Origin of the sequence: Candidatus Enterococcus leclercqii, from assembly GCF_009933135.1 — a bacterium.
GTDB classification, from domain to species: Bacteria; Bacillota; Bacilli; order Lactobacillales; family Enterococcaceae; genus Enterococcus_C; species Enterococcus_C leclercqii.
This window is the reverse complement of sequence record NZ_MAEH01000015.1, coordinates 119,714-134,596: the sequence shown is the minus strand read 5'-3', so window position 1 is coordinate 134,596 and position 14,883 is coordinate 119,714. Positions and strand designations below refer to the sequence as shown.

The window sequence follows — 14,883 nt, the reverse complement described above, 5'->3', positions numbered from 1 at the left end:
ATTTTTATCTATAGAACTAATTCAGTGATCTGTTGATGCTGTCTTTCAGAAAAAGTCAGTCCATGAGTTGTGGCAATTGCTGAGGCTGTCTCGGCAATACAATTTATTGACCATTGTATAAAATCAGGAATCCTGGCTGCTGCTAACGGTGTAAAGAGTGTAAGTGCCGCTATTTGCTTTGGAGTTAACCGGCTACGGGGACCTTCATATTTACTCCAGTCGCCTAGATTGTTGGGTAGTTGACCAGCTTTCAAATACCATAGCGATACTAGACAATGCTTTATCATTAAAGCATCTTGATGTAGATAATTGCTTTCGCCGCGCTGCCATCGACGGTAAAAATCATGGAGATTGGCGTAATATTTCATGAGATAGCCATCCAGTAAAGACTGATCTATCGGTAAGGGCAGCTTTTTTGCTATTGCTTTAACTTTTGCTAAATAGTTCTGAGAATCATCATTGAGGATGTTGATAGATGCTAACCAAGGAGAAGGTAACAATGTCGACTTGGAATAGACAAAAAGGTCCACCTTTACGAATTTAGGAAAATGCAAAACAGTATAATTTGTCGCGTAAGTTTCGATAAATAGGATTCGACCTTCACTTTCAAGTCGATTAACTATTTCCGACAAGAGAGTTGTCACCTGCTGGGTATTGCCTGCTGTAACTAAGCGCAGATCAATATCTGACCAATCATCGGCGTTTCCTGCTGCCAGAGAACCACCCAAAAAAATGCCGCTAACTAGTGGATTTGCGATTGCTATTTTTTTAAGTTCCAAGAGCAGAGCATCTCGAGCTTGTGGTAAGTGAATACGATCCATTGTAAAACCTCTTTTCCTAAAAACTTTTTTCAATTATAGCATGGTTTTGGCAGCTTTCTGTTATCATAAACGCAAATGCTCTGGTTAGCTTTGCTCAGAGAAAACGAGGTGGAAATAGATGAAGAAGTCGTTAGCAGGTGTTACGATCCGAACTGTGGATGCAGCGGATTTACGAGAAATGTGGGAAGTCAGCTATGGGCCCGCGGCGGACCGTAGGTGGATGGCGTACAATGGCCCCTATTTCAACGATCCTATCCAAAGCTGGGAAAGTTACCGTGATGGGTGGGGGCAAAGCTCGATGGACAACCCGATGAGAGGCGTGATTGAAGTCGAGGGTCAGCTAGTAGGAGAAGTAACGGCCTACTGGTCAGATGGTACATTGCAGCAGTGGTTGGAGATAGGTATCGTAATCTTTCAGCAAAGTTCGTGGGGGCGGGGTATTGGTGTTTGCGCTTTGCAGGTGTGGCTGGACTATCTTTTCGAATCCTTTGATTATCTACCCCATATCGGATTTACCACTTGGTCAGGCAATCCCCGTATGCAACGTTTGGGAGAAAAACTGGGGATGAAAAAAGAAGGGGTTATTCGCAGTGTCCGCTTTTGGCAGGGAGAATATCATGATTCGGTGAAGTACGGCATTTTGCGTGAGGAATGGTCGGCTGAAAAGGATAGACTTGCCCTTCAAGACGCAGGGGATTCAAAACCGATGCAACAGTCGCAAAAGTCGTTGCTGACACAAGTGGTGGCGGTGGCAGGTGTTACCGCCGGCGGCAAGTCTACGTTGATTGCTGCACTGAAAGAAGGGCATCCAGAAGCTATTGTCTTGTCCTTCGATGATTATGACATTGACCAGCTGCCAGATGCGCCACCGCTGGGAACACCACTCCGAGAGGCGGTATCTCGCTATGATGTTTCAGCTTTGAAGCAGGACCTCGAACAGGCGTTGGCTCTAAAACCGGCACTGATTTTGTTGGATTTTCCTTTTGGCCGTAAACATCCGGCACTAAAAGAGCTGATCAGTCTGTCAGTCTATGTAAAAACGCCACTGGATATTGCATTGGCGCGCATGATTTTGCGAGATCAGCCCCAGGATGATGGTGGGGCAATTCGCAGTCAGTTGACCAATTATTTGGAATTTTCCCGTTCACTTTTCAAAGCCCACGATGACTATATCGCTGAAGGAGCGGATCTTTTGTTGGATGGTGAGCGGACATTGGCAGAAAAAGTGGCAGCTGTAGAGGCGTTTTTACAATTGTAAGAAGGAGTTGCTATTTTCATAAGAATCATCAGCTATAGCCTGTTCAAAGATTTTTTTCTGCCATTGATGCTTCTTGTCAGTCCTGTTCAAATATGCCACAATAATGACCAGAACTAAATTATTAAAAAAGTTTTCACGAGAAAAAGGAGTACATTATGATTTTTTTGTTCATTTGTTTAATTTTATTGGGTGCTGCGGCATTGTATTTTTCCGGGCGACCGGAGTCGGGTTTTGGTTATAAAGGATTGGCTTACCGAACATTTGGAAAAAAGACGTGGCAGCTGTCCAATCGTTTGGCAGGAGTGATTCTGTTGGTTTTGGGAGTGACAGGTGGAGCTTTGTATTTTGCGCTGGGCCAGCCCACGGATCGTCGCTTCTTCTGGGGGATGTTGTTAGCAGTGCTTGCAGGTTTTTTGATCAGTGATTTGATTACTATCCAGCGGCTAAAAAAATAGAACGAATCCAGCTGAAAATGAACAGCGGCTGGTCACTGGTATAAATTCCGGTGACCACCTGCTGTTTTTTTGTGATGGGTTACGGATTGTTGCGCTTTTCCTGAATCACAGGCTGATGATCTCTAAGTTTTCCTTGACTGCTATGGTGCAAGGCTCAACTTATCACTGGTTTTAGTGTATAATATTCACTGGATGCTTAGGCATGTGATTTTCAGGAATACTTGCACGGTGCGGTCTAACTCATAGCAGCGACGAGCCCAAATGCAAGAAACCAGAAGAATAACTGAGGAAATCTGAATAGACCAACATCAGCCAATTGAACTTTTTGGCCGAAAGATTCACAGTAAATCCCTACTATAATAATAAGCTGTCGGTGGCCTGTTATTCTGTGTTTTCGGTAAAAGTATCAAGGCTTGATTTTGTGGTATGTTCAGCGATTCTCTGATCCAACTCAACGCAGTCCCAACTGGTCTGCTGTCCCTCGCTTTTTTGAACCTTAATCCAGCAGGTCTGTAAAACTGTTGAAGACTGATTGTTTAGCTGTTTATTGCGAATCGTTACAAGCTGCACACAATCAGCAGTACTTATGGTTTGTTTTTTTGAAACAACTGTACAATCGCTTTTCTTCAGCAATTATCTGCTGCTACTGCTTTTGGTTATAAGGGAGCTTCGCACAGCATCATGTTGCCAACTGCTTTGGGAACTTTATAGAAAGAACAGGTGATTTTTTTGAGCGACATCAAAATTATTCCGTTAGCCGGCGTGCGGGAAAACGGGAAAAACATGTATTTGACAGAAGTGGACGGGGATATTTTTATTTTTGACTGTGGTCTGAAATACCCGGACAATGAATTGTTGGGGATCGATACAGTGATCCCAGACTTTACGTATTTGGAAGAAAATGCTGAGCGGGTGGTGGGGGTTTTCTTGACTCACGGGCACGCAGATGCCATTGGCGCACTGCCTTATCTGTTGGAGCGAGTGGAGGTCCCCGTTTTCGGGACCAAGCTGACCATCGAATTGGCTAAAATCAATGTCCACAAAAATGAAGGTACGAAGAAATTTAAAGATTTCCATGTGATCGACGAACATACGGAAATCGACTTTGGCAGTGGCGTGGTGAGCTTTTTCCGCACCACTCACTCAATCCCGGATTCAGTGGGGATCAGTTTGAAAACAACCGAAGGCAATATTGTCTATACCGGTGATTTCAAGTTTGATCAAGCGGCTGTGCCTATGTATCAAACGGATTTCTCTCGCTTGGGAGAAATCGGCAAAGAAGGCGTACTGGCATTATTATCGACTTCTTCCAACGCTGAAAATCCAACACCGGTGGCTTCGGAGCGCACCATTGCTGACGAAGTTTCCGACACCATCCAATATTGGGAAGGTCGTATCATTGTGGCAATGGTCGCTTCCAATCTGCAACGGGTGCAACAAGTGTTGAATGCTGCCCATAAAGCTGGCCGCAAAGTCGTTTTGACTGGTCAAGATTTTGGTCGAATCATTCGCACAGCCATGAAGTTAGGAAAATTGGAAGTTCCAGATGAAGACATGTTCATCACCCAAAAAGAAATGAAACAATACCCGGCTGAGCGCCTGATTATTATGGAAACTGGCCGTATGGGTGAACCAATTAAAGCTCTGCAACGAATGGCTAACGGAACTCATCGTACTTTGCGAATCCAAGAAGGTGATCTGGTCTACATCGCTACAACGCCTACGACTGCAATGGAAACTATCGTTGCCAAGACAGAAGATATCGTTTTTCGTGCCGGTGGGACAGTCAAGCAGATTTCTGATAATCTGCGGGTTTCCGGTCATGCCAACCCAGACAATCTACAGTTGATGCTGAACATGATGCGTCCCAAGTACTTCGTGCCAGTGCAAGGCGAATATCGCCAACTGGCTGCCCATGCCCAATTGGCCGAACAGATTGGTATTCCTCTCAGCCACATTTTCATCACTGCTCGTGGCGATGTGCTGGAGTACAAAAAAGGGAAGATGATCCAAGGCGGTTCAGTACCGGCTGAAAACGTCTTAATCGATGGCATCGGTGTTGGGGACATCGGCAATATCGTGCTGCGGGACCGTAAGATTCTTTCAGAAGACGGGATCTTCATTGCCGTATGCACCATCAATCGACGGGAGAAAAAGATTGTTTCCCACCCTCAGATTACTTCCCGAGGTTTCGTCTATGTCAAAGCTAGTCGCGACTTGATTAGAGAAAGTGCGGATATGGTTACTGAAATCGTAGAAAAACACTTGCAAGACGAGGACTTTGAATGGGCAAAGCTCAAACAAGATATCCGTGACCGCATCGGCCGTTATCTCTTTGAGCAGACCAAGCGCCGTCCAGTAGTCCTGCCAGTCATCATGGAAGCAACCCAACGAAACAAACGCCGCTAATCACAAACAACGAATGGCCTTGCCTTCATTTTGAAGGCGGGGCTTTTTTGTTAGTTACGTCGCTGTGGCAGCTTTTAGAAATGTTGGGAGCAGTTAAGGGGATTTACAACTCGCAGAACATTAAAAATTATCCGAAAATCATAAAAATATAAGGTAGAATAACTGAAAATGCATGCTGATTTTTTGTTATTGCTTTATCATCAATATTTTTTATCTTTTTGTTCAATGAAAGAAGCTTTGTCTTCTTAATATGAAAAATAGATTTGGTTGAAATGTTGGAAAAATGGAATCTGTCGTGAATTCGTTTTTATGGATTTTTTCAGAAATTATCCATCAAAACTGGTTCCTATTGTTGGTAAATAGGTACCTTCTTCGCTATACTTTAAATATATCCAGAATCCTGCGTATTTTGTTGGACTATTGTGAAAAGACAGTAGACTGATAAAATACTTTATTTGTAGTTGTCGTGTTTTTTGCTGTCGTTATGTGTCAATTCACGCGCTCCTTGAGTGTGTTTAAAAAAAGAAGTTATTCCAGGAGGGTCTACGATGAAGAGAAAAGAAACCTGGCGCATACTTAATATTTTAATTGCGTTCATTTTAATGGTAAATATGGTACCCATCACCGCCATTGCAGAAACAGTGGGGCAAGCGCCTATTGTTGAAATCAAAAAGCTGACAGTGACAGAGCGTGAAGGAGACACAGCGAAGGTCAAGCTGACTTTGAAACTCGATCATCTAGCAAAGACAGCTGTTGAAAAGCTGCTGACAGTGATGCCGGGAACCATCGAGGATGTTACTTTGGTGAAGGGAAGGCTGGAAGATTTGAAGAATGTCCGCTTTGAAATTGCGGCTAAACAACTACCAGCGAGTCAATCAGAAGGGCAAGAAACGACCATTGATGAAAGTAACTCATTAACCTCTGCAGCAAGCGATCTACTGACAGTAGGTGGAAAGAAAAATGTTGTTGCACCGGCTACTGCAAGTAATCAATCAGCTAAAAATACAGGTGCAACTGCTTCAACGACTGAGGCTGCCACTGATCAAGAAAGCACCGAGGCAGCTGCCACAGCTGGTGACAAAACAGCTGCTTCAGAGACGATTGCTGCTACGTTGCCGGAGAACCAGTTGAAAGTAACGGTCCAAGGTGAAACTCAGGAAGAAGTGACCTTGGAAATGACGTTAAAGATACCCGCTGTTGAAAAAACGGTGACGGCGATAATTGATGATCAAAAAGTCCTACTGGAGCTGACAACTGAATCCTCAGCGGAAGAGTCAAATTCCGAGAATAGCGGAAATGAGAGTGAAACCACGACACAGCCCTCTGATAATCAAAAAGATTCCACCGAAACAACGGTTACGTCTACCAACCAGAGGGATAGCCAAACCACAAGCGAGTCTTCAGAGTCGGAAACAAGTGCTAATCAGACCATGCCTACGAGGGACTCTTCAGATATGACAACTGAGAGTAAGCCTACCACTAAGACCAAAGCAGCTACCAAGGCTGCTGCAGTTGGCCGGGATATCCAAGATTTGCTGGATCAATATGCCAATGGTGGCAGCTTGATTTCCAGTGTTACCTATGATCCGGAACCAGTCACAGATCCCACCGATTTTCAGATGAACTTTACGTTTAAGGTACCGGATACTGTGCAGGCTCAGCTGCAACCAGGGGATACGTATACTTTCGTATTGCCAGATATTTTAAAATTTGCCGGCACACCGCCTGCCTCCACTACATTAAAAGATGGCAATGGAAAAACGTATGGAAAAGCCACCGTGGATCAGAACACGGGAATGGTAACATTGACAATGACCGATGAAGACGGGAATGTACCAGAAGAATTCGATCCCGATAATTTCACTCCTATGGCTGGTGGTACCTTGAGCTATCACGTATCGGTGGATCAACAAATCATTAAACAACCGGGAAAGACCACAATCACTTATCCGAAAAACTATGAACTGCCACCGCAAACAATCTTTATCCAGCCAAATACGAAAAATGCTGTTTCAAAAGCCGTTACACCTGACAAGCAGTTGAACCCGACGACGCTCACTTGGACTGTCGATATCAACAAGACGCTGTCAACGCTGACGAATCCAGTGCTGCAGGAGCATTTTCCAGCGGAAGTCACCTATCAATCGGCTGTAGTTTATCCAGTGACTTTGGATTTTACCGGCAATATAGCAACCGTCAGTACGACGCCGCTGATTGCCGGTCAGGACTATACAATCGATGATGCTGGAAACATCACATTTGTAGGGGAAGTCGACCAGGCTTACCGAGTGATTTATACCACTGCTATCAATGATGATGCCAAACCGGATGCCGGGGGAACCACCAATTCGATTGTGAATAACGTGACTTGGGCTGACGATCTGACAGCCGAAGCTTCTATTCAGCTTAACTATGGTAAAACACTAGAAAAAGTGGCACCTAAATATCACACACAGACCCAATCCTATGACTGGACGATCCATTACAACTATGGGCAAAAAATCATTGACACCCAGACGCCGCTGATTGATACCTATTCTACTAATATGGATTTAGATGCCAGCAGCATTAAGTTGCATTACATGACAATTGGTTCTAACGGTAAAGCGACTCAAGGAGCGGAAGTTCCCAGTACCGCCTATACCTTGGATACTTCGACGCCAGGGAAACTTTCCATCTTATTCAATGAGTCGATTGCTCAAAATCAAGCTATTAATATTTCTTACACCACAAAAGTCAATCAACTGGTTACGGAAAACAGTCCTGCTGATGTCAAGGTTACTAATACGGTAGAACAAGGAAAAGTCCCCCCTTCTACTCCAGGAAATATCCCGCAACCTCAGCAACAGGTGGTTATCAAAAATAAACCTACCTTAGATATTGCCCAAAAATTATCCAACTGGGTGATTGATATCAATAAGAACGGCTATCAGCTAAATCATGCTAATTTTACCGATACAATTGATTATTCTGATTACGGGTACCTGTCGACACCGGTTTACTTTCCCGCAGGTAAGCCAGTACAAGGTTACCCACAGATCGTGGATAAAACTACTGGACAGGAGCTGAAAGGGGCCTTATTGGTAGATGGCAAATATGAATTTGGGGAAGAAGATGATAGCCAACGAGATTATGTTGTGAATATCCAATCCTCTAAAGAGAATTTGTCAGGAAATGGGCAATACGCGTATGATAATTTCACTGTTACATTCGTCAATGCCTATGCTCAAACCAACCACACGTTCCAGATGTTCTACACGCTTTTATACAATCATTTTGAAGGGTCAGATGTGGATATTCCAGGTGAACTAACTTATACCAACAAGATTGATATTACTTGGAATGACAAGGACGGCAACCCGCACCACTCAACAGACGAGAATCATTTCACCACTACTAGCGATGAAGCCAACCAAGGGGTGAAATTTGGTAGCTACAATGCAATTACCAAAGAGATTACCTGGACTGTTATTGCCAACTACAATAACATCGGGGTTGCATCTTTCAGCATGGATGATCCTATCATTACCGATAAGAATAGTCCGGAAAACAGTCAAGTCTATGTGCCTGGCTCTTTGACAATTTTGCGAGGGACGATTGATACTAAAGGTAATTTTTCAGCAACAGAACAGTCGGCGTATCAAGGAAATCAGTTGGGACAAGCTTACATCACTGTTCAGGAACCTTCGGAAGAAAGCAACGTCTTGCATTTACAAATTGGTCAAAAAAACAGTGATGGCTCAGGACGAATTCCTGGTTGGAGTGAAAACGGGACACCAATGACGTACCAGATTCAGTTCAAAACGTCTTTGAAAAATCTAGAGGTCAGCCATGGTACCTATGACAATATGGCCACAACAGAGGTGGGCGGAGTGACCAACGAGCTGTCGGCCCAAGTCAGCGTTAAATATGGTGGGAAACCTTTAGGTAAGAGTGGTCAGTATACCCAAGCTACCAACCAGATTGATTGGAAATTATGGATCAATCAGGCTCAATCTTTGCTGACAAACCCGGTGCTTACTGATAACCCATCTACCAATCAGATTGTAGATTTATCTACTGTGAAGTTGTATCTGGGGAACGTCGATGTTGATGGGAACTTGTCGCAAGGTCCTGAGCTAGTTCAAGGGAAAGATTATTTTCTGCAGCTGACGACAGACCCCGCTACTGGCCAACAACAGTTGACGGTAGCCTTTAGTGAAGACTATAAGGAAGCGGGACAGAGTGCAACCAATACCATTGAAAAACCCTATCTTTTGACCTATTCCGCTAAGCCAAACTTATCTTCGGCAACAGAGAAAGTCACAAATAACGCGTCTTTGAAGGCAGACGGCACTGAAATCACCAATCCGGATACCAGTACGACCATCAATGTGACGGTGACCAATGCTAACGGCTCTGCTTATGGAAATAAGGGCCGTGTCACTATCCAAAAAATCAATGAAAATGGTTCACCCTTAGCCGGTGCTCATCTGCAGCTGATTCGGCGCTATACGAACTCTCTTTCTCCGGATGAAATCATTTATGATGTGACAACTGATGCCACCGGAAAAGTGACCTTTGGGAATTTAATCTACTCGTCAAGTGCATTCCAATATATTTTAAAAGAGGTAGCTGCACCAGCCGGATATACAATCAGTGATGAGCTGGTGAGCGGGAAGGTCTTGACTGTCGATAAAACTTCTACCGGGAGCGGAACGCCTATTGCCATTGTCAATAACCGCATTGCAGTAACCTTTTACAAAAATGGCAGCCGTACTTCTGGAAATGTGAAGCTCAACGGTGGGCTCTTCATTTTGGAGAAAGCAACTGATGATGGCTATAATGCGGTAGGACAACCTTTTGCTGCTTCCTCCAACGGTGTGCTCTTAAATGACTTGGACGTAGGCGACTATCGTTTACGGGAATTGTCACCGCCTGCAGATGACAAGGGCCCCACGTATCTTATCAATTCAGAACCTGTTCTCTTTTCTGTGAAGCAGTTGAGTAATGGGCAGAAAAAAGTCTATTTGTCAGGGGCTGAAGAAACCCCTATTACCAGTGTCAGCCTCAATGATTACTTGGGCAGTGCCCAACTCCAAAAAAAATCTGAAAATGAAAAAAAACTTGCAGGCGCAATTTTTTCAGTGAAATGGGCACCTGAGGGGTCGAGTGACTTTACTGAAGTTGAGCCGACTGATGGCAATAGCTTCGTAACAGACAGTAATGGGAAATTGACTTTGACGGATCTGCGTCCGGGAAACTATCAAGTGACAGAATCGCAGGCAGCATCAGGGTATTATTTGAATAACCAAGTGATGACTTTCCGAATCACTGGTGATGTTGACAGTCGTCCCGATCCAGTGAAAATCAATAACGGCGCACCACTAATTAACTACAAAGGCAGTGCCCAGTTTTCGAAAGTCGCAGTCGACGAACAAGGAAAGGAAAAGGTGTTGGCCGACGCTACATTTGCGTTGTTGAATGATGCAGGACAGCCGTTAGATCAAGACGGGAAAGTCGTACAGAGCCTTGATGAAGCGCAACAGGTATTTTCTGATGATGAGGGCCTCTTTACCGTAAACGGGCTGTCCCCTGGGACAACTTACGGATTAACCGAAGTTGCAGTGCCAAAAGACTATGTGATCAATGATACAGTTTTGTGGTTCACCACACCACTCAGTGCGCCACAAAACACTGGTGTCACTATTAATAGTGCTGATCAAAAACTTGTCTATAAAGAGAGCACACCTTATCGCAATTACAACTGGAAGGTTTATTGGGATAAGGTCGCTCAAAACAAGCTCAGCGATGACGAGAACACTGCACCGCTTGGGCTGGCACTTTACAAGGTCTATCGTGTTGAAGGTGAAAATACAGAAGATATCGCTAAAAACTCTACTATTGATCATGGACAGATAGAAACAGAAATTGATGGTCAGCAAGTGGCAGTCTTCCAATCAAACCCTTTGACCGGTCGCATTTCTGTTTTCAACCTAACTGGTGGAACCTACTATTATCAAGAAATTCAGGCACCAAAAGGCTATCTGCTGGATACCACCAAGTATCGTTTTACTCTGCCAAGCAATCTGAAACCAGCTAATGGCACTGAAATCGCCCTTTCGCCAGCTGTTGATGGAGAGACTGACGAGGAGGGTACGCAAGAAGTTCCGGTAGTCATTGGCAATCAAGATCAGATTCAACGAGTAGCGGTACGAAATTATCAAGGTGCCGCTGAAATGCAGAAAACTTTGGCAGACGGTGAAACCCCACTGGCGGATGCAACATTTGGTGTTTATCAAGAAGACGGCCAGCAAGTGCTTCAAGAAGGGACACCGCTAACTGTCACAAGTGACGAAAATGGACGTGTTTATGCAGAAGGTTTGGCACCAGGAAATTATTATTTCCAAGAAACTGCCACACCAGAGAATCACTATATCGTCAATACCACCAAAGTTTCCTTTACAATTCCCACCAGCAGCAGTAGTAAGCCTGCTGTTGTCGAAATAAAAGACGGAAATGGCGATCCTTATCGTTTACCGAACTATCAAGGCGCAGCACAACTGATTAAGTTGGATGGCGAGGCCGATGAAAAAACGCCGTTGGCTGGTGCGGTCTTTGAAGTTTACACGAAAGAAGGAATGCGAGTTGCTGACCAGCAAGAACTTGTCAGTGACGAAAATGGGCAGGTGACCGTCACAGATTTGGCACCTGGGGCTTATTATTTCCAAGAAGTGAATGCGCCGGCAGGATACGTCTTAAATGAACGCCAAGTGAACTTTACGATTCCTGATAGCTGGGAAGGAGAGCTGCCGTTGGTCACCGAAGAAAAGGGGCAACCACTGACCTTAACGAATTATCAGGGGCAAGCTCGTCTGACGAAGACAAACGAAGCAAAAGAACAACTGGCGGGAGCTGTCTTTGAATTAACCGATGAAGTTGGGAATGTCTTGCCAGGTTTTGAGGCGCTGACCAGCCAAGGGGATGGGAGTATTACCGTCACGGGATTGGCTCCGGGTAATTATCGTTTCAAAGAGCGCCAATCACCGGCGGGGTATCTGTTGAATACGGCAGAGTTGCCCTTGTTCACAATCCCTGCCGAAGCGACAGATCAGCCAGCTGTGGTGGTACAGTTTGCTGATGGCACACCATTGACCGCGGTGAACTATCGTGGCAGCGCTCGACTGCAAAAAACTGTTGAAACAACGCAAGGAACGGTAGGATTAGCTGGTGCACATTTCAAAGTGGTGGATGACCAGACATTGGCACCAATCGACGGCTTTACTGATCTAGTCAGTGACGGGCAAGGCAACGTGATTGCAGACGGATTGGCACCGGGAAGTTATCGCTTCATGGAAACTCAAGCACCGACGGGTTATATCATGGATCCTACTCCTTCAGAAAGTTTCACTATTGATAGTGAGGCAGCTGACAAACCAACTGTAGTAGAGGTGGGACAGTTCGTTAACTTCCAGGGAACAGTTCGCGTTCACAAGACCGATAGCGAGGGCAATCCGTTATCAGGGGCTGTCTTCCAGATTTGGGATCTAAGCCAACAGCCAGCCACCTTGGTTCCCGGCTATGATAAATTGATTTCTGATGAAAATGGTGAAGTCCTAGCCACCGGACTAGCGCCGGGAAGCTACGAAATGCGGGAAAAAACTCCGCCGACGGGTTTTATTGCCAATACGCGTACATTGCCGTTTATCGTGGCAACCAGCGCCAGTCAACAACCGGTAATCGATCTAGGGACCTTCGTTAATTTCAAAGGAGAAGCCCGCTTGCTAAAAACAGACGAAGCCGGTGATTCATTAGCAGGAGCTGAATTTCGTCTTGAACGGCTGGATCATGGCAAAGGGCGACAGATAACTACCAGCCCGCTACTGTCCGACGAAAACGGAGAGGTGCTTCTGGAAAATCTGGCACCTGGCGAATATCAGCTGCAAGAAGCCAAAGCGCCTGATGGATATATCCGCAGCACGCGCACTATCACTTTCACGATTGATTCAGCGGCTGCTCGTGAGCCACAGCTGGATTTAGGCACCTTGGTAAACTATCAGGGAGCAGTTCATCTACGGAAAACCAATGCCAAGCATGAAACTTTGGGAGGGGCGGTCTTCCAACTTTGGCAGGTAGCTGACGGTAATGAAGCAGTCGTTCCTGGATTTGAAAAAGTTGTCTCTGATGAAAAGGGGCTCCTTTCAGCAAATGGCTTGGCACCAGGAAGCTATGAATGGCGGGAACTGACGCCTCCAACCGGTTACAAAGTGAGTCGTAAAGCAGTCGGTTTCACCATTCCAACTGCAAGTGACACGGCTGTCTCTCTTGATCTGGGAGACTTCATCAATCAACAGCAACCCGGGAAGACTTATCCTAAAACCGGGGATACCATTCGCCGTACTTTGCCGCTAGCTGGCTTAGTGTTGATCGTCATCGCGGGTGGGTTGTGGCTATATCGTCGCAAAGAATAACGGCCGTTTGTGATCTGAAAATGGCAGACCTATAAGAGAAGACCAGCTTCTATTGATCGTTGTTGATCAGAAGATGCTGGTCTTTTTTGTGGCCGTTTGTCAATTAAGCATCGCAAATGTTCTAATCCGAAACGTTTACAAGCAGAGCGTTTACCTTGAAATCTGTCAAAACCCCGTTGCGAGACAATCTCAACTCACCTAAATGAACACCACGCTTTGCTTCACTTTCTTGTAAGCTCTGCTGACAGTTTTGAAAGATGAATGTTAGGGCAATCCATTTGTCGATATGGGAGAAAGTATTAGACTGTTAAACGAAAAGAGACCAAATGATTGGTTTTTAATTTATATAACGAGGAGCGATTACGATGAAAAAACTTGCAATTGTATTAGGAGTGCTTGCAGTTCTCCTTTTTGGCGGCATGGCAGTGGCCCAAAAGGTGATCATGGGTGGCGAAAGCTATTACGTACAGGTTACCAATGAAGGACAACGGGAAGAGACCAAAGATGACAATGGCAGCACGATGGTGGAATACAAATATACTCTGCCAGGTTATGACGAAGATGGTAAGCAAAAAGACCTTGAATTTTCAGCATTTAAGGATCGACCATTGCGTACGGAAGCCTATTTGAAAATCACTTGGAACGAGAAAAAGGGCGTGACCAGTTGGGAAGAAGTCAAAAAGACTGACGTACCCAAAAAAGCGATGAAGCAGTTGGAAAAAGGAGCATAGCCAGATGGAACCTATCATTGAAGTATCACAAGTAACGAAAGTTTATGGCAGTGAAAAAGACGAGCAGACCCATGCGCTGAGAGGTATCGACTTTACAATTCAACGAGGAGAATTTGTGGGAATTATGGGAGCTTCTGGTTCCGGTAAGTCCACCTTATTGAATATTTTATCAACTCTGGATAAGCCCAGTACCGGCGAAGTGATTATCAATCATAACGATGTCACTAAGCTTGCGGGTAACGCTTTGGCAGATTTTCGGGGCAAAGAGATTGGTTTTATCTTCCAAGATTTCAATCTGTTGGAAAATCTGACAGCGGCGGAGAATATTGCGATTCCACTGTCTCTGCAAGGAGTGAAACCGCGAATCATCCGCCAAAAAATCAAAGAAGTGGCAGCTCGTCTGTCGATTACTGAGATCTTGAACAAATATCCGGCTGCGATTTCCGGTGGTCAAAAACAGCGAGTGGCTTCAGCTAGAGCATTAATCACTCAACCAACAATTCTATTCGGTGACGAACCCACTGGCGCGCTGGATTCTAAAAGTGCCCGGGATTTGTTGGATATGATGGCTGACCTCAACCAAAACGACCAGGTTTCCATTATGCTGGTGACTCACGATCCGTTGTCTGCGAGCTATTGTAAAAGGATTCTTTTCATCAAAGACGGAGTCATCCATGAAGAGATTCAAAGAGGAGACCAGACCCAAGATGATTTTCATCGACGGATTTTAGGTATCCTTGGAAATCTGGAACAATAGGG

At 45.0% G+C, this 14,883-nt stretch carries 6 protein-coding genes and 1 pseudogene; 6 read left to right on the top strand and 1 reads right to left on the bottom strand.

The window, feature by feature from the left end:
* Positions 1–8 precede the first annotated feature (8 nt).
* Entirely contained in the window at positions 9–821 is an 813-nt protein-coding gene (locus BAU14_RS10120; RefSeq protein ID WP_161899985.1) for a nucleotidyltransferase domain-containing protein, read from the bottom strand.
* A gap of 118 nt (positions 822–939) precedes the next feature.
* Between BAU14_RS10120 and BAU14_RS14530 the strand changes: the two are divergent.
* The 6 genes and pseudogenes from BAU14_RS14530 to BAU14_RS10090 all read left to right on the top strand — a co-directional run.
* Positions 940–1,488: pseudogene (locus tag BAU14_RS14530) on the top strand (GNAT family N-acetyltransferase); the annotation flags it as partial.
* A gap of 746 nt (positions 1,489–2,234) precedes the next feature.
* Positions 2,235–2,534, top strand: a complete 300-nt coding sequence (locus tag BAU14_RS10110) for a hypothetical protein (protein ID WP_161899983.1) — start codon at positions 2,235–2,237, stop codon at positions 2,532–2,534.
* Positions 2,535–3,263: 729 nt separating this feature from the next.
* On the top strand, positions 3,264–4,943 hold the full coding sequence (locus tag BAU14_RS10105; protein ID WP_161899982.1) for a ribonuclease J: 1,680 nt from the start codon (positions 3,264–3,266) through the stop codon (positions 4,941–4,943).
* A 548-nt stretch (positions 4,944–5,491) separates the two neighbouring features.
* A complete protein-coding gene (locus BAU14_RS10100; RefSeq protein ID WP_161899981.1) occupies positions 5,492–13,393 on the top strand; it encodes a SpaA isopeptide-forming pilin-related protein in 7,902 nt (2,633 codons plus the stop codon).
* Positions 13,394–13,758: 365 nt separating this feature from the next.
* Positions 13,759–14,124 (top strand): YxeA family protein, encoded by a 366-nt coding sequence (locus tag BAU14_RS10095; protein ID WP_161899980.1) that lies wholly within the window; start codon positions 13,759–13,761, stop codon positions 14,122–14,124.
* Positions 14,125–14,128: 4 nt separating this feature from the next.
* Positions 14,129–14,881, top strand: a complete 753-nt coding sequence (locus tag BAU14_RS10090) for an ABC transporter ATP-binding protein (protein ID WP_161899979.1) — start codon at positions 14,129–14,131, stop codon at positions 14,879–14,881.
* The last annotated feature ends 2 nt before the right edge of the window (positions 14,882–14,883 follow it).

What these genes read in the sequence shown, in the direction of transcription:
- BAU14_RS10100 (WP_161899981.1), top strand. Translation starts at nt 5,492, where the DNA reads ATGAAGAGAAAAGAAACCTGGCGCATACTTAATATTTTAATTGCGTTC.
- BAU14_RS10110 (WP_161899983.1), top strand. Translation starts at nt 2,235, where the DNA reads ATGATTTTTTTGTTCATTTGTTTAATTTTATTGGGTGCTGCGGCATTG.
- BAU14_RS10095 (WP_161899980.1), top strand. Translation starts at nt 13,759, where the DNA reads ATGAAAAAACTTGCAATTGTATTAGGAGTGCTTGCAGTTCTCCTTTTT.
- BAU14_RS10120 (WP_161899985.1), bottom strand. Translation starts at nt 821, where the DNA reads ATGGATCGTATTCACTTACCACAAGCTCGAGATGCTCTGCTCTTGGAA.
- BAU14_RS10090 (WP_161899979.1), top strand. Translation starts at nt 14,129, where the DNA reads ATGGAACCTATCATTGAAGTATCACAAGTAACGAAAGTTTATGGCAGT.